Here is a 24,939-nt window from a genome sequence, read left to right on the forward strand (position 1 = left end):
AAACCTGCGATCACGTCAGGCGAGCCCGTCGAACGGCCGGACCTCGATCTTGCGGTTGCACGCGCGCGAGGCGCCGGTCGAGAGCGCAAGCGCGACGTCGAGGTCGTCGGCCTCGACGACCCAGAAGCCGGCGAGGTACTCCTTCGACTCCACGAACGGTCCGTCGGTGAAGACAGGCGCGGTGCCGCGGTTGTCGGTGACCGTCGCGTGCTCGGGTGCGGTCAGGCCGCCGCCGAAGACCCAGTGCCCGTCGGCCTTGAGCTGGTCGTTGAAGGCGCCGACGGCGCCGGGCTCGGAGTCGTCGACCTCGTTGGTGCTGTCGCCGATGACGGTGAGGAGGTAGTGCATGTCGATCATCCCATCGGTTGCGGCCACCCCTGCCGGACGGCCTCTCACCAGTACCACGAAGACGGGTGGGCCGATACGACAGCAGCACCGATGGACTTCCACTCACACGAGTGGAAGTCCATCAGGCGGAGGCGAGGGCGAGCTTCACGGCGAAGCCGACGAAGACCGCGCCCACGGCCGAGGTCGCTCCCGCGGAGAGCGCCTTGCGACGCCGGAAGGCCTCGGCCAGGTGGGTGCCGCTGACGATGAGGACGCTGAGGTACGCCGCGCTGGCGAGCGTCGCCAACGTGCCCAGTGCGAGGAACGAGACCGCCGGGTGGGCGTAGGCCGGGTCGACGAACTGCACGAAGAAGGCGACGAAGAACAGGATCGCCTTGGGGTTGAGCAGGCTGATCACCAGCGCGCGGCGGTAGGGCCGCTCGCCCCTCGCCTTCGGCTCGACGCCGGCCTCGGCCGTCGCGTCGGCGAGCTGCTCGGCGACCGTGCGGCGCGAGCGCCACATGCCCCAGGCCGAGCGGAGCATGCCGACCGCGAGCCACAGCAGGTACGACGCTCCCGCCCACTTCACCACGCTGAACGCCGCCTCGTTGGCCTGGAGCAGCGAGGCCACGCCGGCGGCGGACAGCGTCATCAGCACGGCGTCGCCCGTCCACACGCCGGCTGCGGCGGCGTACCCGGTGCGCACCCCGCGCCGCGCGGCGACGGAGAGGACGTAGAGCGAGTTCGGACCCGGGAGCAGGATGATCAGGATGAGGCCGACGAGGTAGGTCGGGAGGTCGGTGATGCCCAGCACAGTTCCAGTGTGGGACCACCGCCTCGGCCGGGCCGACCGATTTCGAGGGATGGGCGCGAGGTCACACCGGCGCCACGAGCTCGGTGACGAGCTCGTCGACCGGACGCGTGGTGTCGGCCCGGAGCACCGGGACGTCGAGCGTGGCGAGCCACTCCTCGTGGCCGGCCCGGTTGCGGCCGTCGAAGGCCGGGTCCTCGTAGCCGGTCGCCCAGGTGAGGAACTCCTCGAACGCCTCGGCACGGTCACCGCCGGCCTCGATGCGACTGCCGTACCGGACGACCTCGCGCGCCCGCAGCCGCTCGAGCCGGACGTCCTGGTCGAGCGAGCAGAAGACCACGGCGTCCAGGTGCTCGAGCAGCGACCCATCCCAGCCCATCACCGACCCGGACAGCACCCACGCATCGCGCGGCAGGAACAGCTCCGCCATCAGCCGCAGCCGGTCCGGCACGGGACGCTGCTCGACGTACGCCGGCGCGGTCGGCTGCCAGAAGTAGTCGTCGGCGTCCGCGTGGGGCACCGCCCACCTCGTGGCGAGCGCCCGACCGAGCGTGGTGGTGCCGGAGCCGCTGGCTCCCACGACGAGGAGGCGGCACGGATTCATCTTGTGGAGCCTAGGGGACTCGAACCCCTAACCCCCTGCTTGCAAAGCAGGTGCGCTACCAATTGCGCCAAGGCCCCGGGTTTCGAGACGGTCGCTGCGCGACCCCCTCAACCAGCGGGTGGTCGGACGTCAGGCCTTGTCGACGGTGTCGGTGGCCTCGGCCCAGAGGGCCTGCTCGTTCTTGCCCTCGTCCATCTTCTTCTTCGCGAACGCGGCGCCGGCGGCGGCCAGCAGGACCAGCAGGAGCTTCTTCATACCGAGCTCTCCTCGAGATCACGTGTCGAGATGGGATGGAGTGGGCCTAACAGGACTTGAACCTGTGACCTCTTCCTTATCAGGGAAGCGCTCTAACCGTCTGAGCTATAGGCCCGCACTGCCGCACGAGCGGCGACGCCGAAGATTACCTGACCCGCCTCGACCGTTGCCAATCGAGGGCTGATCGAGGGGATCAGATCACTTCTCGTCCTCGGCGAGGGTGACCTCGATGCCACCCAGGAGAGCGGCGGCGAGGTTGTAGAGGAACGCCGTGAGGGTGGCGATCGCGGTCAGCAGGACCACGTCGACGACCGAGACGAGCAGGGTGAAGCCGAGCACCCGCGACATGCCGACGTAGTCGGTCACGTCGAAGGTCGAGTTGCCGCTGTCACCCTCGACGATGCTGGCGACCGCCGAGTTGATCGAGTCCCACACGCCGGCCGCGCCGAGCACCGACCACACCATGAAGATGGCGACGAAGGTGACGACGCCGAAGGCGACGGAGAGCAGGAACGACGTCTTCATCACCGACCACGGGTCGACCCGGGTCAGGCGCAGACGGGCACGCCGCGGCTGGCGACCGGGCGTCCGCGAGCGGCGCCCCTTCGAGCCGCCCCCGGGCTCCGCGTTGGCGCGGTGCTCCTGGGCGGCGTTGGAGAGCGTGTCCTGGACGCGGTCGGTGAAGGACTTGCGGGCAGGCTCCGGTGCCGACGGACGACGGGCGGCGTCACGAGAGGCGGGCGCGGTGCGGTCCGACATGGATCACTCCTCGGTGGTCTCGTCGGGGGTATCGGTGGAGGCATTCACTGCCTCCTGACCCTCGATTGTTGCACCGTCGCCCACAACCGGCGATTCCTCGATCGGGCTAGCCGCCCCGTCCTCGGGCGCGTCGGCGTCGCCGTTGCCGTCCTCCTCGGCGACCTTGGCCTCGACCGACCGGGCCACGACGGCGACCGTGTCGCCCTTCTTGGGCGTCACGAACTTCACGCCCATCGTGGAGCGTCCGGTCGGGCGGAAGTTCTCGTCGATCGGGCTGCGGACGACCTGTCCGCTGCTGGTGATCGACAGGACCTCGTCACCCTCCTCGACGATGAACGCACCGACCAGGCCGCCGCGGTCCTCGTTGGACAGCGACATCGCCTTGATGCCGATGCCGCCGCGGGACTGCAGGCGGTAGTCGGTGATCCGGCTGCGCTTGGCGAAGCCGCCGTCGGTGATGGTGAAGACGTACTGCTCCTTGACCTCGTCGGACTCCGAGGCGTCGCCCTCGACGGCCTCCTCGGCCGCGACCTGGGCGGCGCGGATGACCGACATCGACAGCAGGGAGTCGCCGTCGCGGAACTTCATGCCGCGCACACCGCCGGTGGCGCGACCCATCGGGCGCAGCTGCTCGTCGTCGGCCTTGAAGCGGATCGACTGGCCCTTGCGGGACACGAGCAGGATGTCGTCGTCGCCGTTGACCAGCTCGGCGCCGATCAGCTCGTCGTCGTCCTCACGGAAGTTGATCGCGATCACGCCGGCCTGGCGCGGACTGTTGTAGTCGCCCAGCTTGGTCTTCTTGACCAGGCCGGTGCGGGTCGCGAGCACGAGGTACGGGGCCTGCTCGTAGTCGCGGATCGCGAGCACCTGGGCGATGTCCTCGTCGGGCTGGAAGCTCAGCAGGCCGGCGACGTGGCCGCCCTTCGCGTCGCGCGCCGCCTCGGGCAGGTTGTAGGCCTTGGTCCGGTAGACGCGGCCGGCGGTCGTGAAGAACAGCAGCCAGTGGTGGTTGGTGGTCGAGATGAAGTGCTGTACGACGTCGTCGCCGCGCAGCGTCGCGCCGCGCACGCCCTTGCCGCCGCGCTTCTGCAGGCGGTACTGGTCGGCGCGGGTGCGCTTGGCGTAGCCACCGCGGGTGATGGAGACGACGAGCTCCTCGTCGGGGATCAGGTCCTCCATCGAGAGGTCGCCGTCGGCCGCGATGATCTGGGTGCGGCGGTCGTTGCCGTACTTGTCGACGATCTCGGTCAGCTCGTCGGAGACGATCTGCCGCTGGCGGGACTCGCTGGCGAGGATGTCCTCGAGGTCGGCGATCACGCGCTCGAGCTCGGCGAGGCGGTCCATGATCTTCTGGCGCTCGAGGGCGGCCAGGCGGCGCAGCTGCATCTCGAGGATGGCGTTGGCCTGGATCTCGTCGATCTCGAGCAGGCTCATCAGGCCGCCGCGGGCCTCGTCGACGTCGGGGCTGCGCCGGATGAGGGCGATGACCTCGTCGAGGGCGTCGAGCGCCTTGGCCAGGCCGCGGTAGATGTGCGCCTGGCGCTCGGCCTCGGCGAGGCGGAAGCGCGTCCGGCGCTGGATGACCTCGATCTGGTGGGTGACCCAGTTGGAGATGAACTGGTCGATCGGCAGCGTGCGCGGCACGCCGTCGACCAGCGCCAGCATGTTGGCCGAGAAGTTCGACTGGAGCTCGGTGTGCTTGAACAGGTTGTTCAGCACGACCCGCGCCACGGCGTCACGCTTGAGGATGATGACCAGGCGCTGGCCGGTGCGCGAGCTGGTGTCGTCGCGGACGTCGGAGATGCCCTGGATCCGGCCCGAGTCGGCGAGCTCGGCGATCTTCAGCGCGAGGTTGTCGGGGTTGACCATGTAGGGGAGCTCGCTGATGACCAGCATCACGCGGCCGCGGGCGTCCTCGTCGATGTCGACGACCGCGCGCTGGGTGATCGAGCCGCGACCGGTGCGGTAGGCCTGCTCGATGCCCTGGCGGCCGACGATGAGCGCGCCGTTGGGGAAGTCGGGGCCCTTGATCCGCTCGACGAGCGCGTCCTGGAGCTCCTCCTTGGTGGCGTCGGGGTGCTCGAGCGCCCACACCGCACCCTCGGCGACCTCGCGCAGGTTGTGCGGCGGGATGTTGGTCGCCATGCCGACCGCGATGCCGGCCGAGCCGTTGACCAGGAGGTTGGGGAAGCGCGAGGGCAGGATGGTCGGCTCCTGCGAGCGACCGTCGTAGTTGGGGCGGAAGTCGACGGTGTCCTCGTCGATGTCGCGCACCATCTCCATGGCCAGCGGCGCCATCCGGCACTCGGTGTACCGCATGGCGGCGGCGGAGTCGTTGCCCGGCGAGCCGAAGTTGCCCTGGCCGTTGATCAGCGGCGCGCGCAGCACCCACGGCTGCGCGAGGCGGACCATGGTGTCGTAGATCGCGGTGTCGCCGTGGGGGTGGTACTGACCCATCACGTCACCGACGACGCGCGAGCACTTGGAGAAGCCGCGGTCGGGGCGGTAGCCGCCGTCGTACATCGCGTAGAGGATGCGGCGGTGCACCGGCTTGAGCCCGTCACGTACGTCGGGCAGCGCGCGCCCGACGATGACGGTCATCGCGTAGTCGATGTAGGACTGCTGCATCAGGGTCTGCAGCTCGATGGGCTGCACGCGGTCGTCGCTGCCGCCGTCGCCCGGTCCGCCGGTGGTGTCGGTGGGGATCTCAGTCATTCTTCGCTTCTCTCTGGCGTTCTAGGGGTGTCTAGGGCAGCTCGTAGATCTGGGTAGATGCCTAGATGTCCAGGAATCGAACGTCTTTTGCGTTGCGCTGGATGAAGGAGCGGCGCTGCTCGACGTCCTCGCCCATGAGGACCGAGAAGATCTCGTCGGCCTGGGCGGCGTCCTCGAGGGTCACCTGCTTCATCAGGCGGGCGTCGGGGTCCATCGTGGTCTCCCACAGCTCGTCGGCGTTCATCTCGCCGAGACCCTTGTAGCGCTGGACCGGGTTCTCCTTGGGGAGCTTCTTGCCCTGCGCCTGGCCGTCGGTGAGCAGCGCGTCGCGCTCGGCGTCGGAGTAGACGAACTCGTGATCGGCCGGCTTGTTCCAGCGCAGGCGGTAGAGCGGGGGCTGCGCCATGTAGACGTAGCCGTGCTCGATCAGCGGCTTCATGAAGCGGAACAGCAGCGTGAGCAGCAGGGTGTTGATGTGGTGGCCGTCGACGTCGGCGTCGGCCATCATCACGACCTTGTGGTAGCGCAGCTTCTCGAGGTTGAACTCCTCGTGGATGCCGGTGCCGAGCGCGGAGATGATCGCCTGGACCTCGGTGTTGGCGAGCACCTTGTCGATGCGGGCCTTCTCGACGTTGAGGATCTTGCCGCGGATCGGGAGGATCGCCTGGATGCGGGGGTCGCGGCCCTGGCGCGCGGAGCCGCCGGCCGAGTCGCCCTCGACGATGAAGACCTCGCACTCCTCCGGGTTGGTCGACTGGCAGTCGCTGAGCTTGCCGGGGAGGCCGCCGCCGCCGAGGAGGCCCTTGCGGTTGCGGGCGAGCTCGCGGGCCTTGCGGGCCGCGATGCGTGCGTTGGCCGCGGCCTGCGACTTGCGCACGATCTCCTTGCCCTCGGCCGGGTTCTCCTCGAACCAGGCGCCGAGCTGGTCGTTCATGATGCGCTGGGTGAAGCCCTTGGCCTCGGTGTTGCCGAGCTTGGTCTTGGTCTGCCCCTCGAACTGCGGCTCGCCGAGCTTGATCGAGATGATGGCGGTCAGGCCCTCGCGGATGTCGTCCCCGGAGACCCGGTCCTCCTTCTTCTTGATCAGGCCCCACTCCTCGCCCCAGTTGTTGACCAGGGAGGTGAGGGAGGCGCGGAAGCCCTCCTCGTGGGTGCCGCCCTCGTGGGTGTTGATGTTGTTGGCGAAGGTGTGGACCGACTCGGTGTAGGAGGTGTTCCACTGCATCGCGACCTCGAGGCTCATGTGCTGCCCGGTCGCGCCCTCGGCGGTCTCGGCCTCGAAGGAGATGACGGTCGCGTTGGCGACGGTCTTGCGGCGGTTGAGGTGCGCGACGTAGTCGACGAGGCCCCGGTCGTACTTGAAGACCTGCTCCAGGCCGCCGCCCTCCGCGCGCTTGATCGCGTCGTGGCCGGCGTTGTCGATGTCGTTGTCGATGGTGTCGTCCTCGACGGCGTCGACGCGCGACTCGGCGTCGGCCCGCTCGTCACGTACGACGAACTCGACGCCCTTGTTGAGGAAGGCCATCTCGCGGATGCGCGAGGTGATGGTCTCGAGGCTGTAGTTGGTGTGCTCGAAGATCTCGTCGGAGGCGTACCAGGTGACCGTGGTGCCGGTGCCCTCACCGTCCTCCATCGGGCGGACCTGCTCGAGGTCGGCGTCGGGGACGCCGAGCTGGAAGGACTGGCGCCAGAGGTGGCCGCGGTTGCGGACCTCGGCGACGAGGCGGGTGGAGAGGGCGTTGACGACCGAGACGCCCACGCCGTGCAGGCCGCCGGAGACCTTGTAGCCGCCACCGCCGAACTTGCCGCCGGCGTGGAGCATGGTCAGCGCCATCGTGAGCGCCGGCATCTCCTGGCCGGGCGCGGTGTCGGTGGGGATGCCACGACCGTTGTCCTCGACCCGCACGCCGCCGTCGGCCTGCAGGGTCAGCGAGATCTTGGTCGCGAAGCCGGCCAGCGCCTCGTCGACGCCGTTGTCCACGATCTCCCAGATCAGGTGGTGCAGGCCGCGCTCGCCTGTCGAGCCGATGTACATGCCGGGGCGCTTGCGCACGGCCTCGAGGCCCTCGAGGACCTGGATCGCGGAGGCGTCGTACTCCGTCCCCTCGTCGACGGCGGTGCTGGACCGCTTCTCGACGGCGTCCTCGGCCGCCTCGACGGCGTCGGCCAGCGCCGCGGCTCGGTCGGCCTCGGTGGGGGAGTCGGGCTGTGCTGAGGGGGGAGCGGAATCGGGGGTCGGAGCTGCGGTGAACTCGGGATTCTCTTCGCTCAAGGCACGGCCTTCTCTCATCGCCCCGGATCTCTCACCGGGCGCGCTCGACATGAGTCGAGTCGCTGCGGTTGCAGTGGCAACACGACGTGCGACTCGTCTCCTCATACTACCCGTGAGCGGCCCTGAACCGAAGGACACACCCCGGCCTGGGGATGGTTCGGCGCGAAAATGTGCCGTCAGGGGCCTCATGAGGCCCGTTCACAGGGCCGAACAGGGGGTCCGATGGGGCCCCATACGTCCGGGAGGCTCCCAGATCGGCAGATCGCGCGTCTGGCGATCAGCCGTAGGTGTCGCGCGGTCCGCGGCCGTCGCGGCTGGAGAGCCGGCCCTTGGTCCAGGTCGGCAGGTGCGGTCCAAGCACCTCGATCAGGGTGACGGTGCCGTGGCCGAGCTCCTCGTTGAGGCGTCGTACGACGGTCGGGGCGAGGAGCTTGAGCTGCGTGGCCCAGGCCGTGGAGTCGGTGCGCACCACGAGGCGGCCGTCGGCGAACGACTCGGGCGTGCAGTGGGCGGCGACCTCGTCGCCGACCAGCTCGGCCCAGCGGCCGAAGACGCCCTGCACCTTGAGGTCGAGCTCCCAGCCGTGCTGGGCGATCAGGCGCCCCATCGCGTTCTCGAGCAGCTGCGGGTCGCGGTCGTCGGGGCGCGCGCCCGATGCCTTCGCCGTCGTACGCCGCCGGGGCGAGGAGGAGGGCCGGCGCTTCGCCGGGGTGCCCGGGCTCGCGGCCGCGGCGCGCGCGGCGGAGCGGGCGAGGTCGAGGCCGTCGGGCTGGTGCTCGACCGGCTCGTCGCCGGGCACCTCCGGCTGCTCATCACTCGTCACGGGTGACCTGCCCGTCGGCCACCACGAAGCGCGAGCCGCGCAGCGACTCCGGCACGTCGGCCGCGACGGCCGCGGTGACCAGCACCTGCTCGGCGCCGGCGACCAGCTGGGCGAGCTGGGCGCGCCGCTCGACGTCGAGCTCGGCGAACACGTCGTCGAGCACGAGGATCGGGTCGTCGCCGTCGGCGCGCAGCAGGTCGTACGACGCCAGGCGGAGCGCGAGTGCGAACGACCACGACTCGCCGTGGCTGGCGTAGCCCTTGACCGGCAGCCGCAGGTCTGCGTTGCCGAGGGTGAGCAGCAGCTCGTCGCGGTGCGGGCCGACCAGGGAGATGCCACGGTCGAGCTCGTCCTTGCGTCTCGCCGCGATCGCGTCGAGCAGCGCTTGCTGGAGATCGGTGGTGGAGGAGTCGACCTCGATGCTCGCCTTGTACTCGAGGTCGGCGTCGTCGCGGCTCGCGCCACGAGCCACCGCTTCGTAGGCCTTGCCGAGGTAGGGGCGCAGGTCCTCGACCAGCTGGAGCCGCGCGCCGAGGATCTCGGCGCCGACGCGCGCGAGGTTGTCGTCCCAGATCTCCAGTGTCGACATGGCCGCGTCGCGTGAGCCACCGCGCGCGACGCCGGCGGTCTTGAGCAGGCTGTTGCGCTGCTTGAGGATCCGGTCGTAGTCGGACCGGACGCCTGCCATCCGCGGCGTGCGCAGGACGAGCAGGTCGTCGAGGAGCTTGCGACGGTCGGACGGGTCTCCCTTGACCAGGGTCAGGTCGTCGGGTGCGAAGACCACGGTGCGGACCAGGCCGATGATCTCGCGCGGGCGGGGGAGCGGCGACCGGTTGATCCGCGCCCTGTTGGCGCGACCGGGATTGAGCTCGACCTCGAGCAGTGCCGTACGTCCCTCCTTCACGACCGAGGCGCGGACGATCGCCTGGTCGGCGCCCGCTCGCACGAGCGGGGCGTCGGTGGCGACCCGGTGCGAGGAGAGCCGGGAGAGGTAGTCGATCGCCTCGACGAGGTTGGTCTTGCCCTGGCCGTTGCGGCCGATGAAGGCCGTGGCACCCGGCTCCAGCGCGACGTCGATGTCGGCGTAGGAGCGGAAGTTGTGCAGGGTCAGGTGCGCGACGTGCACGGACCCACCTAGCTAGGGCTTTCCCCGGAGGACTTCACCGCGTGCCCGCCGAACTGGTTGCGCATCGCCGCGACGGCCTTCATCGTCGGGGAGTCGTCCTGCTGGGAGACGAAGCGGGCGTAGAGCGCCGCCGTGATCGCCGGGGTCGCGACACCGTGCTCGATCCCGGCCTCGACGGTCCACCGGCCCTCGCCGGAGTCGGCGGCGTAGCCGGCGATCTTGCTGAGGCCCGGGTCCTCGTCGAGCGCGTTGACCATGAGGTCGAGCAGCCAGGAGCGGATGACGGTGCCCTCGCGCCAGGAGCGGAAGACCTCCGTGACGTTGTCGGTGAGCTCGGCCTTCTCCAGGAGCTCCCAGCCCTCGGCGTACGCCTGCATGATGGCGTACTCGATGCCGTTGTGGACCATCTTGGAGAAGTGCCCGGCGCCGACCTTGCCTGCATGGACGGAGCCGAAGTCGCCCTCTGGCTTGAGCGCGTCGAAGGCCGGCTGGACCTTCGCGATGTCGTCGGCGTCGCCGCCGTACATCAGCGCGTAGCCGTTCTCCAGGCCCCACACGCCGCCGGAGACACCGCAGTCGACGTAGCCGATGCCCCTCTCGGCGAGCAGCTCGGCGTTGGCGATGTCGTCGGTCCAGCGGGAGTTGCCGCCGTCGACCACCACGTCGCCCTCGCCGAGGAGTCCGCCGAGCTCCTTGACCGTGGCGCGCGTCGGGTCGCCGGCCGGGACCATGACCCACACGACCTTCGGGCTCGGCAGCGCCTCGACCATCGCCGCGAGCGAGTCGACGTCGCTGACGTCGGGGTTGCGGTCGTAGCCGACCACCGTGAGTCCGGCACGGCGCATGCGCTCGCGCATGTTGCCGCCCATCTTGCCGAGGCCGATGAGTCCGATGTCCATACGCGTGAGCCTAGCCCTCTCCAGTCGGTGGTCGAGCAGCCCGCGAGCGCCAGCGAGCGGGTGCATCGAGACCGATCTCCTCAGGGGTCTCGATACGCCGCTCGTCCTCGCGGCTACTCGACCACCTACGAGAGGAGGCGGCGCGGCATCAGCAGGTAGCGGAAGGAGTTCGTGTCGTCGTCCGCGTCGGTGCCGGAGATGACGACCGGCTTGGTCGCCTGGGTGAACGCCAGGTCGACGAACTCGCCGTCGATCGCGGTCAGGCCGTCGAGGAGGAACTGCGGGTTGAAGCCCGTGGTCAGGTCGTCGCCGTTGATGTCGGCGTCGACGGCCTCGGTCGCCATCGCCTCGTCGCCGGAGCCGGCATCGAGCACGATCTGGTTCTCGCCGAACTTCATCTGCACGGCGGTGTTGCGCTCGGCCACGAGCGCGACGCGCTTGACGGTCTCGATGAGCTCGGCCTTGTTGACCTTCGCGACGGTGAGGTGCTCGGCGGGGAAGAGCGAGCGGACCTTGGGGAACTCGCCGTCGAGCAGCCGCGTCGTCGTACGACGCACGCCGCCGAGGCCGGTGCCCTCGAAGCCGATCAGCCCCTCGCCGGCCCCGCTCGCGCTGAGGGCGATGGTCACCTCGGCACCGGAGGTCAGCGACTTCGCGGTGTCACCGAGCACCTTGGCCGGGACCAGCGCGGCGACCGACTCGTCGGGCGACTGCGGGTTCCAGGTGAGCTCGCGGTGCGAGAGCCGGAAACGGTCGGTGGCGAGCAGCGCCATGGTGGAGCCGTCGATCTCGATCCGGACGCCGGTGAGGACGGGCAGCATGTCGTCGCGACCGGCGGCCGTCACCGCCTGGGAGACGGCGTGGGCGAAGTCGGCGCTGGAGACGGTGCCGGTGGCGGACGGCATCTCCGGGAGCGTCGGGTAGTCGGCGACCGGCATCGTCTGGAGGCTGAAGCGCGCCGAGCCGCAGGTGAGCGAGACGCGCGGGCCGTCGAGCGTCAGCTCGACGGGCTTGGCCGGCAGGCTGCGGCAGATGTCGGCGAGGAGGCGGCCGCTGACGAGCGCCTTGCCCTCGTCGTTGACCTCCGCGGTGAGCGTGGCGCGCGCCGAGGTCTCGTAGTCGAAGGTGGAGAGCACCAGGCCCGCATCGCTCGCCTCGATCAGCAGGCCCGCCAGCACCGGCGAGCTCGGACGGATCGGCAGGCTGCGCGCAGCCCAGGCGACGGCATCGGCGAAGACGTCGCGTTCGACGCGGAACTTCACAAGGGTCTCCTCAGGGAGAGGTTGGTGCAGGGGTCAGGTCAGGAGGCGCACAAGACGACACGCGCAGGCGCGTGGGAAGAGCATCCTGCCACGCGGTCCCGACAGGACGGGAGGGTTCTCCCCAGAGGGTGGTCTGTTCAGTGTTGGTGGGAGATCGGACCAGTCTTGAGGTTCGTAGTGGTCATAGGGTCCGTGGAAACTGTGGACAACTCGTGTTCGTGCAGGTCAGAGGCCCGAAACCATGTGCACACCGGGTGTGGACGCGGTGGGGGCGAGCCGAGCCCGGGTGTGGACGTCGCGGCGATTCGTGTCGTTCGTCCCCGCGAGTGCACAGGGGCTGGGGACGAAGCGCCGACTCGAATCACAACTTCTCCACACGCGACGTGTGGTTCGTGTCGTACGACAGGTCAGGCCTGGCGGGCCTGCATCTTGATCCGGTTGGTGAGCTCGCTGACCTGGTTGAAGACCGCGCGACGCTCGGCGAGGAGCTGGCGGATCTTGCGGTCGGCGTACATCACCGTGGTGTGGTCGCGGCCGCCGAACTCGCGACCGATCTGTGGCAGCGACATGCTGGTGAGCTCGCGGCACAGGTACATGCCGATCTGACGGGCCATCACCAGGTGCCGGCCACGCGAGGGGCCGGTGAGGTCCTCGAGGGAGACCCCGAAGTAGGCCGCGGTCTGGGCAATGATCAGCGCGTGGGTGATCTCCGGCTCGCCGCCCTCGGGGATCAGGTCCTTGAGGACGATCTCGGCCAGGGTCATGTCGACCTCCTGGCGGTTGAGGTTGGCGAACGCCGTGACGCGGATCAGCGCACCCTCGAGCTCGCGGATGTTGGTCTGGATCTTCGAGGCGATGAACTCGAGCACGTCCGGCGGCGCGGTGAGGCGGTCCATCGCGGCCTTCTTGCGCAGGATCGCGATGCGGGTCTCGAGGTCCGGCGGCTGGACGTCGGTGATGAGGCCCCACTCGAACCGGTTGCGCAGCCGGTCCTCCAGCGCCTCGAGCCGCTTGGGCGCACGGTCGGAGGTGAGCACGATCTGCTTGTTGGCGTTGTGGAGGGTGTTGAACGTGTGGAAGAACTCTTCCTGCGTCTGGGTCTTGCCCTCCAGGAATTGGATGTCGTCGATCAGGAGCACGTCGACGTCGCGGTAGCGCCGCTTGAACCGGTCCTGCCGGTCGTCGCGGATCGCGTTGATGAACTCGTTGGTGAACTCCTCGCTGGAGACGTAGCGCACCTTCGCGTTGGAGTAGAGGCTGCGGACGTAGTGGCCGATCGCGTGGAGCAAGTGGGTCTTGCCCAGGCCGGACTCGCCGTAGACGAGCAAGGGGTTGTACGCCTTGCCCGGCGCCTCGGCGACCGCGACGGCGGCGGCGTGGGGGAACCGGTTGGACGAACCGATGACGAAGGTCTCGAAGGTGTACTTCGGGTTGAGCCGGGTCTCGAGCGCGGAGGGACGGCGTTCGCTGCTGAGCGGCGGCTCGGGCTCGGCCATGACCGCTGGGGTCGGCTCGAAGGCGTCCCCCACATTTGTCGACATGTCAACAGATCGATCTGTCGATTCATCGATCTGTGGCTGTGCCTCGGACTCGAGGGCGGGGTTGACCGTCACCAGCATCCGGATCTCGCGACCGAAGCCCTCGGACAACGCGTCCTCGATGTGGTTGCGCAGCCGGCCCTCGAGCTGGTTGCGGGTGAAGTCGTTGGGCACGGCGATGATCGCGGTGTTCTCGTGCAGCGTCATCGGCACGCTCGGGCGCAACCAGGCGCGCTGGTTGGGCTGGAGGTCCTCGACGATCTGCTGCCACGCTGTCCCGAGATCTACCTGCTGGTCGTCCACCCGGACCGCCTTCGCTGTTCCATGTCTGAGGTCACACCGGGTGCTGGGCCGCACCCGAGTCCACAGAGTTGTCCACAAGCTGTGAACTGCTCCGCCCGATCGTCCTGATCGAGCTCCCCACCCTGCTCCAGCCGGCGATCCTTCCAGCGTTTGTGCAGGTCAGAGGCGGAATTCAGAACCGTGTGACCCGGGTCACAGCGCGCTGCGAACCCTGGACGAACCGTGGTTTTCACAGACCGCGGAGAGGTGGAACGTAACAACCGGGCGACGCCTCGGGCAAGACGTCATCCACAGGGCGTCCCGTGGGGGGCGCTCGTGGGTTTGACCCCCCGTTTCCCCACCGCGTACCGTTGGCCGGTCGCTCCGTGTCGACGGGTGCCGCATGTCCACGATCCGCCACATGGCGGCCGCGTGGGTGGGCGGTGCCGGCCGAACCACCAGAACGTGGGCCAGCACTGACCTCGCAGTGGAGTGGACACCCCTCGAAACCTTCGGAGAAATAGCCGTGAGCAAGCGTACGTACCAGCCGAACAACCGTCGCCGTCACAAGGTGCACGGCTTCCGCCTGCGCATGCGGACCCGCGCCGGTCGCGCCATCCTGTCGAGCCGTCGCCGCAAGGGCCGCAAGAGCCTGGCCGTCTGACGGCCCGGGCTCACGGCAGCCCGCCGTGCTCTCCACCGTCAACCGCCTGACCGACAGCGACGGCTTTCGCCGCGCTGTCCGCAGCGGACGACGGGCCGGCTCGGCCACGTTGGTCGTCCACCTCTGGGTGGACGCTGACGCCGAACCGGCCCCACCCCAGGTGGGGTTCACGGTCAGCAAGGCCGTGGGCAACGCCGCCACACGCAATCGCGTGAAGAGACGACTCCGCCACCTGACCCGGGAGCACCTTCCAGCACTGGAGGAGCTTCCGGGTCGTGCTGCTCTCGTGGTGCGGGCGCTGCCCGCCGCCGCCGAGGCGTCCTACGCGACCCTCGGCGCCGACCTGGGTCGTACGCTCGACCGGGTGAGCGTCTCATGAAGCACGTCCTGATCGGCTTCATCCGCGCGTGGCGTTTCGCGATCAGCCCGCTCTACGGCCAGGTGTGCCGCTACCACCCCAGCTGCTCGGCGTACGCCCTCGAGGCGGTCACCGTGCACGGAGCGGTGCGCGGCACCTGGTTGTCCGTACGACGTCTCGGCCGGTGCCACCCGTGGGCCGCCGGCGGCTACGACCCCGTTCCCTCCCGCGCCACGTCGGCCGCGGAGTCACCCGCAACTCGAGGAGCATGAGTGCTCGACTTCTTCGGCACCATCGGCGGCGCCATCATGACGCCGCTGTACTACGCGGTGTCCTTCATCCTGGTCGGATTCCACCGAGGCCTCACCGCGCTCGGGCTCGACGCGGCGGGTGGCTGGACGTGGATCCTCTCGATCGTCGGGCTGACCCTCGTCGTGCGCACCGCGCTGATCCCGCTCTTCGTGAAGCAGATCAAGTCCAGCCGCAACATGCAGCTGATCCAGCCCAAGGTGCGTGAGCTGCAGAAGAAGTACGGCCACGACCGGGAGCGTCTCGCCCAGGAGACGATGAAGCTCTACAAGGACTCGGGCACCAACCCGTTCTCCTCGTGCCTGCCGATCCTGCTGCAGATGCCGATCTTCCTCGCCCTGTTCCGGATGCTCGACCAGGCCGCCCGCAAGGGCAAGGCGCACGGCTTCATGGACAGCGAGCTCGCCGGCCAGTTCCGCGACGCCACGTTCCTCGGCAACATCAAGGTCTCCGGCACGCTGACCGGCGGCGAGGGCGGCGTGGTGATCGTCGCGGCGATCCTGGTGATCGCGATGACCGCCACGACGTTCATGACCCAGCGCCAGCTGATGAGCAAGAACATGCCGGCCGACGCGCTCTCCGGGCCGTACGCCCAGCAGCAGAAGATGCTGCTCTACGTCCTCCCCGTCGTCTTCGCCGTGGGTGGCATCGCGTTCCCGATCGGCGTCCTCGTCTACTGGACGATCTCCAACCTGTGGACCATGTGCCAGCAGTTCTACGTGATCCGCAACAACCCCGCTCCCGGCACTCCCGCCGCCAAGGCGAAGGAAGAGCGCGACCGCGCCAAGGGAAAGGTCCCCGCGGGCCAGCCCGCTGCCGAGCCGGTCGTCGTCGAGGAGCAGCCGAAGCCGCAGCGCCAGCAGCCGCAGCGCCAGACGAAGGCGCAGCGCAGCGGCGGCAGCAGCAACAAGAAGAAGAAGCGCTGACCCAGACCTTTCACGGCGGGCCGCGTGCGGTGCCGTCGACGCAGAACGAGAGCAGGAGACACATCGTGAGTGACCAGCTGACCGACGCCGAGGGTGTCGACACCGAGAACACCGACGCCGTGGAGGCCGACGAGGCCGGCGCGGCCGAGACCACCGACGACAAGGGCGCGCGCCCGTCGAAGGTGCAGCGCCTCGAGCGCGAGGGCGACATCGCCGCGGACTACCTCGAGGAGCTCCTCGACATCGCGGACCTCGACGGCGACCTGGACATGGACGTCGAGGGCGATCGCGCGAGCGTGCAGATCGGTGGCGCCGACCTGAGCCAGCTCGTCGGGCGCAACGGAGAGGTGCTGGAGGCACTCCAGGAACTCACCCGCCTCGCGGTCTACCGCGAGACCGGCGAGCGCTCGCGCCTGATGCTCGACGTCGGCGGCCACCGGGCCGAGCAGCGCACCCGCCTCGTCGCGCTCGCGGAGAAGTCGATCGCCGAGGTGAAGGAGTCGGGCGAGTCCCTCTCCCTGGACCCGATGAGCGCGTTCGAGCGCAAGGTGGTCCACGACGCTGTCGCCGCGGCCGGCCTGACCTCTGAGTCCGAAGGCGCCGAGCCGAAGCGCCACGTGGTGATCCTCCCGGCGTGAGCGACGACGTTTCACGTGAAACACCCTCCGTGCCCGAGGTGGCGCGGAGGGTGTTCGCGTCCGACCGCTTGGCACTGGCGGTCCGCTACACCGAGCTCCTGGCGACCGAAGGAGTGCTCCGCGGGCTGATCGGCCCGCGTGAGGCACCCCGGTTGTGGGAGCGCCATGTGCTGAACTCTGCGGTGCTGTCCGAGGCGATCCCGGACGACGCCACGGTCTGTGACATCGGCACGGGTGCCGGTCTTCCCGGACTGGTCCTCGCCATCGCGCGCCCTGATCTGCGGGTGACTCTCGTCGAACCACTGCTGCGCCGTACGACCTTCCTGGAGGAGGTCGTCTCAGAGCTCGACCTGTCGCACGTCACGGTGGTCCGGGGTCGGGCGGAGGATCTCCACGGAGCGAAGACCTTCGACGTCGTGACCTCGCGAGCGGTTGCCCCGTTGGAACGGTTGGTCGGGTGGTCGATGCCCCTGGTCGCCCCCACCGGCGCGCTGGTGGCGATGAAGGGCCAGTCCGTCCGGGAAGAGATCGCGGAGGCCGCTGCGTTCCTCCACACCTGGCGGTGTGGGGTTCCAGACGTGTTCGAAGTGGGTACCGGAGTGGTGGACCCACCCACCACGGTGGTGCGGGTGCCATGGGCCGATCCAGCCCGGATAGGTTGGCCCCTTGCCCGTGATTCCGCCCGTGATGCCAAGCGTCGCCAGAACAAGCGCGACCGGCGTGCAGCCAAGTGAGAGGTGTCTGAGGTGACCGAGGGTCCGAACGAGGGCGTGGGTTGGCGTCCCGCCGCCGACTCCCCCACGGAGTTTTCCACCGACTCGTCTACGCCTGCTGAGCGCGTTTCTCCACAGGAGGGACCAGGTTCTCCACAGGAGACTGCTGGGGCGGGTGTTTCACGTGAAACGCCGTTCGGCGACGTTTCACGTGAAACCAGGCCGGCGTGGCAGGTGCGGACGGCCGCCGACATCGCTGACCAGGGCCCGGACTTCCACGATCACGCCACCCCGCTCGCCCAGGCTGCGCAGCACTCGGTGCTCGCTCGGACGGGCGGGCTGCGCCGGCAGGGAGTCCCGCGGCCCGATGCCACCCGCGTCTTCGTGGTGGCCAACCAGAAGGGCGGCGTGGGCAAGACGACGTCCACGGTCAACGTGGCCGCCGGGCTGGCCCAGCTGGGACAGAAGGTGCTCGTCATCGACCTCGACCCCCAGGGCAACGCGTCCACCGCGCTGAGTGTCGACCACCATCGTGGCGTTCCGTCCACCTACGACATGCTCGTCGACGGCCAGCCCCTCGCCGACGTGATGACCGAGTGTGACGACCTCCCCGGCCTGTGGGTGGTTCCCGCGACCATCGACCTCGCGGGTGCCGAGATCGAGCTCGTCAGCGTCGTCGCCCGTGAGCAGCGTCTGGCCAAGGCGATCGCTGCCCACCCGCTGGTCGGGTCCGCCGACGAGGTCGGTGACGACCGGTTCGACTACGTCTTCGTGGACTGCCCGCCGTCCCTGGGTCTGCTCACCCTCAACGCCCTGGTCGCCGGGCGCGAGATGTTCATCCCCATCCAGGCGGAGTACTACGCCCTCGAGGGACTGGGACAGCTGCTCGAGACGGTGGAGATGGTGCGCCAGCACCTGAACCCGCAGCTCATCGTGTCGACCATCCTGCTCACCATGTACGACGCCCGCACCCGCCTGGCTGCCGGTGTGGCCGACGAGGTGCGGGGCCACTTCGGTGACCAGGTCCTCAAGACCGCGGTGCCACGCTCGGTCCGCGTGTCGGAGGCGCCGTCCTACGGCCAGACGGTCATGACCTACGATCCGGCGTCGGCAGGTGCACTCTCCTACCTGGAGGCCGCCCGCGAGATCGCCAGCAAGGGAGCTCCAGCATGAACGCCAACCCGCCCCGTCGTGGACTCGGACGAGGCCTGGGCTCGCTGATCCCGACGGCACCGTCGCAGCCGCCGACGGCCGAGACTGCGCAGGCGCCCGCGTCGTCCCAGGGTGCCACGTCGAACGGCACCCAGCGTTCGGTCGAGACCACGGTCGCTGGTGAGGTGGCGGGAGGCACGGTCGCCGGCGCCTACTTCGCCGAGCTGCCGATCGCCCAGGTGCGGCCCAACGCGCGCCAGCCGCGCCAGGTCTTCGAGGAGGAGGCGCTCGCCGAGCTGGTCCACTCGATCCGCGAGGTCGGCCTCCTCCAGCCGGTCGTCGTACGGAAGTCGGGGGAGGACTCGTACGAGCTGATCATGGGCGAGCGCCGCTGGCGCGCGTCCCAGGAGGCCGGCCGCGACACGATCCCCGCCATCGTGCGCGAGACCGACGACAACGACATGCTCCGCGACGCGCTGCTGGAGAACCTCCACCGCTCGCAGCTCAACCCGCTCGAGGAGGCGGCCGCCTACGGCCAGCTGCTCGAGGACTTCGGCTGCACCCACGAGGAGCTCGCCCAGCGCATCGGCCGCTCGCGTCCGCAGATCTCCAACACGCTCCGGCTGCTGAAGCTCTCCCCGGCCGTCCAGCGCCGGGTGGCGGCGGGCGTGTTGTCCGCGGGCCACGCCCGTGCGCTGCTCACGGTCGACGACGCCGGCCTGCAGGACAAGCTCGCCGCTCGGGTGACCGCCGAGGGCATCTCGGTGCGGGGCCTCGAAGAGATCGTCTCGATGGGCGTGGAGGAGGACGACTCCCCCCGCGTGCTCCGCAAGAAGCCCGTCGCCCCCGGCCTGGCCGAGCTGGCCGACCGGCTCTCCGACCGGCTCGAGACCCGGGTGAAGGTCGACCTCGGCAAGGCCAAGGGCAAGATCACGGTCGAGTTCGCCAGCCTCGACGACCTGCGCCGCATCGTCGACATCATGGACCCGCGCAACCGCAACGACCGACCGATCTGAGACGAGCAGCCCGGCCGCGAGGGACGAGCGGTCGGCGTGGGCTGGGCCAGGTTGAGCAAGCGACACGACCGAGGAACGAGGGCGTACGCTCAGACAGCGACCTAAATGTCGACAAAGCGATAGATCGACCTATCGACGGGTCTACTTGTCGCCCTGTCGCTTCTTCCGCTTCTCGGCACGCTTGCGGGCGCGCTCGCGCTTCTCCGCGGCGTCGAGGGCGGTGGCCTCCTCGAGGGTCGGCGCGGTGCCGCCCATCGACGTCGGCACCCACCACGAGCCGGGGGGCTGCTCGGCGGCCGGGTAGGCAGCCACAGTGTCGGCCAGCATCGAGGTCATCCGGCGGCGCAGCTCGGCCGTGTCACCGACCGGGTCGTCGCCGGTGGGGTGCATCGCCTCGCCCACGGTGATCGCGATGGTCTTGCCGCGGGAGAAGTCGCGCGGGTGGTCCTTGGTCAGCATCCGCTGGGTGCCCCAGAGGATCACCGGCACGAGGGGTACGCCGGCCTCCGCCGCGATGCGTACGGCACCGGTCTTGAAGTCCTTGAGCTCCATCGCCCGCGAGATCGTGGCCTCGGGGAAGATCCCGACGGCCTCGCCCTGCCGGAGGTAGTCGACGGCGGTGTGGAAGCTGGCGACGCCCTCGCCGCGGTCGACCTCGATGTGGTGGAGCGAGCGCATCAGCGGGCCGGAGGCCTTGTGGTCGAAGAGCTCGCGCTTGGCCATGAAGCGCACCAGCCGGCGCGACGGACGGGCCGCGAAGCCGCCGTAGATGAAGTCGACGTAGCTGATGTGGTTGTAGGCCAGCAGCACGCCACCGCTGCGGGGGATGTTCTCGGTGCCCGTCATCTGGAAGGTCTGGCCCAGGGCCTTGAAGCCGGTGAGGGCCGTCCAGATGATCGGCGGGTAGGTGACGTCGCGCATGGGAGCGAGCCTAGAGAGGACGACGTACGCCCCACCAGACGTCACGGGCGTGACTCCGCGCACCCGCGAGGGAGCACGACGTCAGCGGCGAGTCGCCAGGAAGTCCGCGATCCGACCGATGGCCTCCTCGAGCACGCTCGCCTCGGGCAGCGTGACGAGGCGGAAGTGGTCGGGCGCGGGCCAGTTGAAGCCGGTGCCGTGGGTGACGAGGATCTTCTTGGCGCGGAGCAGCTCGATGACGAACTCCTGGTCGTCGTCGATCGGGTAGACCTCGGGGTCCAGGCGCGGGAAGCAGTAGAGCGCGCCGCGCGGCTTGACGTTGGAGACACCCGGGATCTCGTTGAGGAGCCGGTGCGCGAGCATCGACTGCTCGTAGAAGCGGCCGCCGGGGCCGATGAGCTCCTCGATCGACTGGTAGCCGCCCAGCGCGGTCTGGATCGCGTGCTGCGCGGGCACGTTGGCGCACATGCGCATGTTGGCGATGAGGGTGAGGCCCTCGAGGAAGTCGGTGGCGAGCTCCTTGGGGCCTGAGATCATCACCCAGCCGGCGCGGTAGCCGCAGACCCGGTAGGCCTTCGAGAGGCCGGAGAACGTCAGGCACAGCACGTCGTTGCCGCCGTAGGCCGCCACGTGGTGGTGCTCGGCGTCCTCGAAGAGGATCTTCTCGTAGATCTCGTCGGCCATCACCACGAGCTGGTGGCGCCGGGCGATGTCGACGAGCCCCTTGACGGTCTCCTCGCTGTAGACCGCACCCGTGGGGTTGTTGGGGTTGATGATCACGAGCGCGTGGGTGTTCTCGGTGATCTTCGACTCGATGTCGGCGAGGTCGGGGTTCCAGTCGTCCTCCTCGTCGCACCGGTAGTGCACCGGGATGCCGCCGGCCAGGGTCACGGCACCGGTCCAGAGCGGGTAGTCCGGCGCCGGCACCAGGATCTCGTTGCCGTCGTCGACGAAGGCCTGCAGCACCATCGAGATCAGCTCGGAGACGCCGTTGCCGATGTAGATGTCCTCGACGCCGACGTCGCGCAGCCCGCGGGACTGGTAGTAGTGCATGACCGCGGTCCGCGCGGACCAGATGCCCTGCGAGTCGGCGTACCCCTGCGCCTGCGGCAGGTGGTGGATCATGTCGGCCAGGATCTGCTCGGGCGCCTCGAAGCCGAAGGGTGCCGTGTTGCCGATGTTGAGCTTGAGGATCCGGTGGCCCTCGGCCTCGAGCCGCTGTGCCTCGACGAGGATCGGCCCGCGCACGTCGTAGCGGACTCCCTGCAGCTTCTTGCTCTGTCGGATCTGGCGCACGACCTCATCTTCGCAGGCCCCGTTCGGCGCTAGCATCGATGGCGTGTCCCGCAAGACCGCGCGCCTGACGGTCGACCACCTCGCGGAGCTGGCCGACCCCGTGCGCGCGTGCGTCTTCTGGGAGCTCGCGCCCGTCGACCGGGCGCGCCTCGACGAGGCCGAGCGCATCGCGCAGAAGGAGGCCTGGGTCTCCGGGGTCCTGCGCGACTGGGGCTCGTGCGGACGCGTCGTACGCCTCGAGGGGCGGACGGCGGCGTACATCCTGTACGCCCCCGCAGCCCGGCTGCCGGGAGCGGCTGCGCTGCCCACCGCGCCGACCTCGCCCGACGCGATCCTCGCGGCAACCGCGTGGGTCGAGCCGTCGATGCGGGGCGGGGGACTGGGACGCCTGCTCGTGCAGGCGATGGCCGCCGACCTGGTCGAGCGCGGCCACACCGCCATCGAGGCGTACGGCGACACCCGCGGCCACGCGGACCACTGCGTGCTGCCGGCGGACTTCCTCGGCAGCGTGGGCTTCAAGACCCAGCGGGCACACCCGACGACGCCGCGGATGCGGATGGAGCTGCGGACCGCGCTGAGCTGGAAGGACGAGGTCGAGCTGGCGCTGGAGCGGATGTGGGGGGCGGTGCGCCCCACGCACAAGGCGACCCGCCCGATCGGATCGGTGCGGGCCGCCTCGGGCGACTAGGTCAGATCAGACCCTCGAGCTCCTTGAGGAGCGCGGCCTTGGGCTTGGCGCCCACGATGGACTTCACGACCTCGCCGCCCTGGTAGACGTTGATGGTCGGGATGCCGGTCACGCGGTAGGACGAGGGAGTGACGGGGTTCTCGTCGACGTTCATCTTCAGGAAGGTGAGCTTCTCACCGTGCTCCTTGTTGAGCTCGTCGAGGATCGGGGCGACCTGGCGGCACGGGCCGCACCACTCCGCCCAGAAGTCCACCAGGACGGGCTTGTCGGACTTGAGGACCTGCGCCTCGAACTCGGCGTCGGTCACGGCGGCGATGTCGGCCACTGCGGTTGCCCCTTTCAGGAAGTCGGTGTCATGGGGTTGTGATCAGTGAACACCACCCCACGGACAGTTGTTCCCGACCTCGCCGGTGCCGGGGTAGTCCAGTGACGAACGGTCGTCGGACGGGCTTCTGGACGACCATTCGCCACTGGACTACCGAGCGAAGTGCAGAAGCCACCACATTGTGAAGTACCTTCACTACATGACACAGGCGACGGAGGTCCTTGACCGGGTGCTGCACCTGGCCACGCTGGTGCAGTCCGACCTGGCCCGCTTCGAGCGGGAGGCGGGGCTGACCACCCCGCGCGTGCACCTGCTGTGGGTGCTGGGTGAGGCGGGGCCGAGCACCCAGCAGGCCCTGGCTCGCGCACTGGCCGTCACGCCGCGCAACGTCACCGGCCTGGTGGACGGGCTCGTTGCCAGCGGCCACGTCACGCGTGAGCCGCACCCGACCGACCGCCGCGCCACCCTCGTCACACCGACGACCCAGGGCGCCCGCACCATCCGGGAGCTGGTCGAGTCCCACGACGACCTCGCCCGGCGCCTCTTCGGCGACGTCGCACCCGAGCGGCTCACGACCTTCGACGAGGTGCTCGGCGCGACGGTGGAGCGGTTCGCGGGGCTGATGGCAGCGGAGGCCGCCCGATGAGGCGCGCCCTCACCCTCGGCCGGGAGGCCCTCGCCACCGAGCTCGCGCTCTACGGCCAGCTGCTGCGCTGGATCGCCCGCCGACCCGCCGTGCCTGCCGGCGCCACCCCGGTGCCGTACGCGCGGCTGGTGACGCCGGTCGTCTGGCTCTTCATCTTCGGCTCGACCGTCGAGGTGGTCGCCTTCGACCTGATCCTCAGCCGGTGGCTGACCTTCCTCCGGATCCCGTTCCTGGTGCTCGGGATCTGGGGCCTTGTCTGGATGCTCGGCCTGATGGCGTCCTACCGGATGCGCCCCCACCTGGTCACCGACGAGGTGCTGCACGTGCGCAACGCGGCGCGCACGGACGTCGTCGTACCCCTCGACGCGATCACGCAGGTGCGCGTCGCCGACGTCGACGAGTCAGGCATCCGCGCGGTGCGGGTGGTCGACGACCGGCTGCTGGTGCTGGTGTCGGGGCGCACCAACCTCCAGCTCTCCCTCGCGGAGGGTACGACGATCGCGTCCCCGCACGGCGACATCACGCCGGCGGCCGTCGGCCTGTGGGTCGACGAGCCGCGCGAGGTGGCCGAGCTGCTCAGGCGCCGGCAGTCTGCACGGTCTCGGTGAGCACCTCGGCCGTGGCCGCCGCGTCACCCGCGGTCGACGCCGCGTGGTCGAGGGCGGCGATGTAGCGCTCGGCGTCGAGGGCGGCGGCGCAACCGGTGCCGGCGGCCGTGATGGCCTGGCGGTAGTGGTGGTCGACGAGGTCGCCGGCCGCGAACACGCCCTTCAGGTTGGTGTGGGTCGAGGGGTGGTCCACGAGGACGTAGCCGTCGTCGTTGAGGTCGACCTGCCCGGTCAGCAGCTCGGAGCGCGGGTCGTGGCCGATCGCGATGAACATGCCGGTGACGTCGAGCTGGCGCTCCTCGCCGGTGACGGTGTCGCGCAGGGTGATCGACTCGAGCTTGTCGGCGCCGTTGATGGAGGCGACCTCGGAGTTCCACACCATCTCGAGCTTGGGGTCGGCGAAGGCGCGCTCCTGCATGATCTTCGAGGCGCGCAGCTCGTCGCGGCGGTGGATCAGGTAGACCTTCGAGCCGAAGCGGGTGAGGAAGGTGGCCTCCTCGATCGCGGAGTCGCCACCACCGATGACGGCGATCGCCTGCTCGCGGAAGAAGAAACCGTCACAGGTGGCACACCACGAGACGCCGCGGCCGGAGAGCTCCTCCTCGCGCGGGAGGCCGAGCTTGCGGTAGCTCGAGCCCGTGGAGAGGATCACCGAGCGCGCGGTGTAGGTGTCGGTGGCCGTCTTCACGACCTTGATGTCACCGGTGAGGTCAACCTCGACCACGTCGTCGGCGACCAGCTCGGCGCCGAAGCGCTCGGCCTGCGCGCGCATCTCGTCCATCAGGGCCGGACCCATGATGCCGTCGCGGAAGCCGGGGAAGTTCTCCACCTCGGTGGTGTTCATCAGCGCGCCACCGGCCGTGACGGAGCCCTCGAAGACCAGCGGGTTGAGCGAGGCCCGGGCCGCGTAGACGGCCGCGGTGTATCCCGAGGGTCCCGAGCCGATGATGATGACGTTGCGGGTCTCGTGGGTGTCGCTCATGGGGGTCAGTCACTCCTGCTGGAT

27 protein-coding genes and 2 tRNA genes are annotated in these 24,939 nt (G+C 69.5%); 11 read left to right on the top strand and 18 right to left on the bottom strand.

From position 1 onward, the window contains the following. Window positions 1-15: 15 nt before the first annotated feature. The 14 genes from J2X46_RS10070 to dnaA all read right to left on the bottom strand — a co-directional run bounded on the left by J2X46_RS10070 (window position 16) and on the right by dnaA (window position 13,694). Window positions 16-348 (bottom strand): YciI family protein, encoded by a 333-nt coding sequence (locus J2X46_RS10070; RefSeq protein ID WP_310249731.1) that lies wholly within the window; start codon window positions 346-348, stop codon window positions 16-18. Window positions 349-469: 121 nt separating this feature from the next. Next, window positions 470-1,141, bottom strand: coding sequence for a leucine efflux protein LeuE (gene leuE / locus J2X46_RS10075; protein ID WP_310249733.1), 672 nt, complete (start codon window positions 1,139-1,141; stop codon window positions 470-472). A gap of 61 nt (window positions 1,142-1,202) precedes the next feature. Further along, the gene (locus J2X46_RS10080; RefSeq protein ID WP_310249735.1) at window positions 1,203-1,742 is read right to left on the bottom strand and encodes a hypothetical protein; all 540 of its coding nucleotides are present in this window, start codon (window positions 1,740-1,742) and stop codon (window positions 1,203-1,205) included. Window positions 1,743-1,746: 4 nt separating this feature from the next. Then, window positions 1,747-1,819 (bottom strand) — tRNA-Ala (locus tag J2X46_RS10085). 52 nt (window positions 1,820-1,871) lie between these two features. Beyond that, window positions 1,872-1,997: a DLW-39 family protein gene (locus J2X46_RS10090; RefSeq protein WP_310249737.1), complete on the bottom strand. Its 126-nt coding sequence runs from the start codon at window positions 1,995-1,997 to the stop codon at window positions 1,872-1,874. Between the two features lie 41 nt (window positions 1,998-2,038). After that, window positions 2,039-2,112, bottom strand: a tRNA-Ile gene (locus tag J2X46_RS10095). Window positions 2,113-2,195: 83 nt separating this feature from the next. Beyond that, window positions 2,196-2,756 (bottom strand): DUF3566 domain-containing protein, encoded by a 561-nt coding sequence (locus tag J2X46_RS10100; RefSeq protein ID WP_310249739.1) that lies wholly within the window; start codon window positions 2,754-2,756, stop codon window positions 2,196-2,198. Window positions 2,757-2,759: 3 nt separating this feature from the next. Next, window positions 2,760-5,471: a DNA gyrase subunit A gene (gyrA, locus tag J2X46_RS10105; protein WP_310249741.1), complete on the bottom strand. Its 2,712-nt coding sequence runs from the start codon at window positions 5,469-5,471 to the stop codon at window positions 2,760-2,762. A 61-nt stretch (window positions 5,472-5,532) separates the two neighbouring features. Further along, window positions 5,533-7,641 (bottom strand): DNA topoisomerase (ATP-hydrolyzing) subunit B, encoded by a 2,109-nt coding sequence (gyrB, locus tag J2X46_RS10110; protein ID WP_310250710.1) that lies wholly within the window; start codon window positions 7,639-7,641, stop codon window positions 5,533-5,535. Between the two features lie 379 nt (window positions 7,642-8,020). Next, window positions 8,021-8,566 (bottom strand): DciA family protein, encoded by a 546-nt coding sequence (locus J2X46_RS10115; RefSeq protein ID WP_310249743.1) that lies wholly within the window; start codon window positions 8,564-8,566, stop codon window positions 8,021-8,023. Continuing rightward, window positions 8,556-9,692 carry a DNA replication/repair protein RecF gene (recF, locus tag J2X46_RS10120; protein WP_310249744.1) on the bottom strand — a complete coding sequence of 379 codons (1,137 nt, stop codon included), beginning with the start codon at window positions 9,690-9,692 and terminating at the stop codon, window positions 8,556-8,558. The genes J2X46_RS10115 and recF overlap by 11 nt, the downstream gene beginning before the upstream one ends. Before the next feature lie 8 nt (window positions 9,693-9,700). Continuing rightward, entirely contained in the window at window positions 9,701-10,657 is a 957-nt protein-coding gene (gene gnd / locus J2X46_RS10125) for a phosphogluconate dehydrogenase (NAD(+)-dependent, decarboxylating) (protein ID WP_310249746.1), read from the bottom strand. A 59-nt stretch (window positions 10,658-10,716) separates the two neighbouring features. Further along, window positions 10,717-11,853 carry a DNA polymerase III subunit beta gene (dnaN, locus tag J2X46_RS10130; RefSeq protein ID WP_310249747.1) on the bottom strand — a complete coding sequence of 379 codons (1,137 nt, stop codon included), beginning with the start codon at window positions 11,851-11,853 and terminating at the stop codon, window positions 10,717-10,719. A 407-nt stretch (window positions 11,854-12,260) separates the two neighbouring features. Beyond that, on the bottom strand, window positions 12,261-13,694 hold the full coding sequence (gene dnaA / locus J2X46_RS10135; RefSeq protein WP_397213769.1) for a chromosomal replication initiator protein DnaA: 1,434 nt from the start codon (window positions 13,692-13,694) through the stop codon (window positions 12,261-12,263). A gap of 505 nt (window positions 13,695-14,199) precedes the next feature. Between dnaA and rpmH the strand changes: the two genes are divergently transcribed. The 8 genes from rpmH to J2X46_RS10175 all read left to right on the top strand — a co-directional run bounded on the left by rpmH (window position 14,200) and on the right by J2X46_RS10175 (window position 19,449). Beyond that, window positions 14,200-14,337, top strand: a complete 138-nt coding sequence (rpmH, locus tag J2X46_RS10140) for a 50S ribosomal protein L34 (protein WP_011758123.1) — start codon at window positions 14,200-14,202, stop codon at window positions 14,335-14,337. Window positions 14,338-14,362: 25 nt separating this feature from the next. Next, window positions 14,363-14,716 (top strand): ribonuclease P protein component, encoded by a 354-nt coding sequence (gene rnpA / locus J2X46_RS10145; protein ID WP_310249754.1) that lies wholly within the window; start codon window positions 14,363-14,365, stop codon window positions 14,714-14,716. Next, the gene (gene yidD, locus J2X46_RS10150) at window positions 14,713-14,967 is read left to right on the top strand and encodes a membrane protein insertion efficiency factor YidD (RefSeq protein ID WP_310249755.1); all 255 of its coding nucleotides are present in this window, start codon (window positions 14,713-14,715) and stop codon (window positions 14,965-14,967) included. The genes rnpA and yidD overlap by 4 nt, the downstream gene beginning before the upstream one ends. Beyond that, complete coding sequence (gene yidC, locus J2X46_RS10155; RefSeq protein ID WP_310249757.1) at window positions 14,968-15,930, top strand: membrane protein insertase YidC; 963 nt, start codon at window positions 14,968-14,970, stop codon at window positions 15,928-15,930. Window positions 15,931-15,992: 62 nt separating this feature from the next. Beyond that, on the top strand, window positions 15,993-16,568 hold the full coding sequence (locus tag J2X46_RS10160) for a protein jag (protein ID WP_397214096.1): 576 nt from the start codon (window positions 15,993-15,995) through the stop codon (window positions 16,566-16,568). Next, entirely contained in the window at window positions 16,565-17,302 is a 738-nt protein-coding gene (gene rsmG, locus J2X46_RS10165; protein ID WP_310249761.1) for a 16S rRNA (guanine(527)-N(7))-methyltransferase RsmG, read from the top strand. The genes J2X46_RS10160 and rsmG overlap by 4 nt, the downstream gene beginning before the upstream one ends. A 213-nt stretch (window positions 17,303-17,515) precedes the next feature. Further along, entirely contained in the window at window positions 17,516-18,454 is a 939-nt protein-coding gene (locus J2X46_RS10170; protein ID WP_310249763.1) for a ParA family protein, read from the top strand. Then, window positions 18,451-19,449, top strand: coding sequence for a ParB/RepB/Spo0J family partition protein (locus tag J2X46_RS10175; RefSeq protein ID WP_310249765.1), 999 nt, complete (start codon window positions 18,451-18,453; stop codon window positions 19,447-19,449). The genes J2X46_RS10170 and J2X46_RS10175 overlap by 4 nt, the downstream gene beginning before the upstream one ends. Before the next feature lie 141 nt (window positions 19,450-19,590). Here J2X46_RS10175 and J2X46_RS10180 read toward each other — a convergent pair whose 3' ends face one another. Both J2X46_RS10180 and J2X46_RS10185 read right to left on the bottom strand, forming a co-directional pair. Next, a complete protein-coding gene (locus tag J2X46_RS10180) occupies window positions 19,591-20,370 on the bottom strand; it encodes a lysophospholipid acyltransferase family protein (protein ID WP_310249766.1) in 780 nt (259 codons plus the stop codon). A gap of 81 nt (window positions 20,371-20,451) precedes the next feature. After that, window positions 20,452-21,666 (bottom strand): pyridoxal phosphate-dependent aminotransferase, encoded by a 1,215-nt coding sequence (locus J2X46_RS10185; RefSeq protein ID WP_310249768.1) that lies wholly within the window; start codon window positions 21,664-21,666, stop codon window positions 20,452-20,454. Window positions 21,667-21,709: 43 nt separating this feature from the next. Between J2X46_RS10185 and J2X46_RS10190 the strand changes: the two genes are divergently transcribed. Next, a complete protein-coding gene (locus J2X46_RS10190) occupies window positions 21,710-22,354 on the top strand; it encodes a GNAT family N-acetyltransferase (RefSeq protein WP_310249770.1) in 645 nt (214 codons plus the stop codon). 1 nt (window position 22,355) lies between these two features. Here the strand turns inward: J2X46_RS10190 and trxA are convergent, their stop codons facing one another. Continuing rightward, window positions 22,356-22,679, bottom strand: coding sequence for a thioredoxin (gene trxA / locus J2X46_RS10195; protein ID WP_310249772.1), 324 nt, complete (start codon window positions 22,677-22,679; stop codon window positions 22,356-22,358). A 199-nt stretch (window positions 22,680-22,878) separates the two neighbouring features. Between trxA and J2X46_RS10200 the strand changes: the two genes are divergently transcribed. Together J2X46_RS10200 and J2X46_RS10205 are read left to right on the top strand one after the other, a co-directional pair. Next, window positions 22,879-23,325, top strand: coding sequence for a MarR family transcriptional regulator (locus J2X46_RS10200; RefSeq protein WP_310249774.1), 447 nt, complete (start codon window positions 22,879-22,881; stop codon window positions 23,323-23,325). Continuing rightward, complete coding sequence (locus J2X46_RS10205; RefSeq protein WP_310249776.1) at window positions 23,322-23,933, top strand: hypothetical protein; 612 nt, start codon at window positions 23,322-23,324, stop codon at window positions 23,931-23,933. Before J2X46_RS10200 ends, J2X46_RS10205 begins: the two co-directional genes overlap by 4 nt. Here J2X46_RS10205 and trxB read toward each other — a convergent pair. Continuing rightward, window positions 23,902-24,915: a thioredoxin-disulfide reductase gene (gene trxB / locus J2X46_RS10210; RefSeq protein ID WP_310249778.1), complete on the bottom strand. Its 1,014-nt coding sequence runs from the start codon at window positions 24,913-24,915 to the stop codon at window positions 23,902-23,904. The genes J2X46_RS10205 and trxB overlap by 32 nt on opposite strands. Window positions 24,916-24,939 lie beyond the last annotated feature (24 nt).

It is taken from the genome of Nocardioides sp. BE266 (genome assembly GCF_031457855.1).
Classification (GTDB): Bacteria; Actinomycetota; Actinomycetes; order Propionibacteriales; family Nocardioidaceae; genus Nocardioides.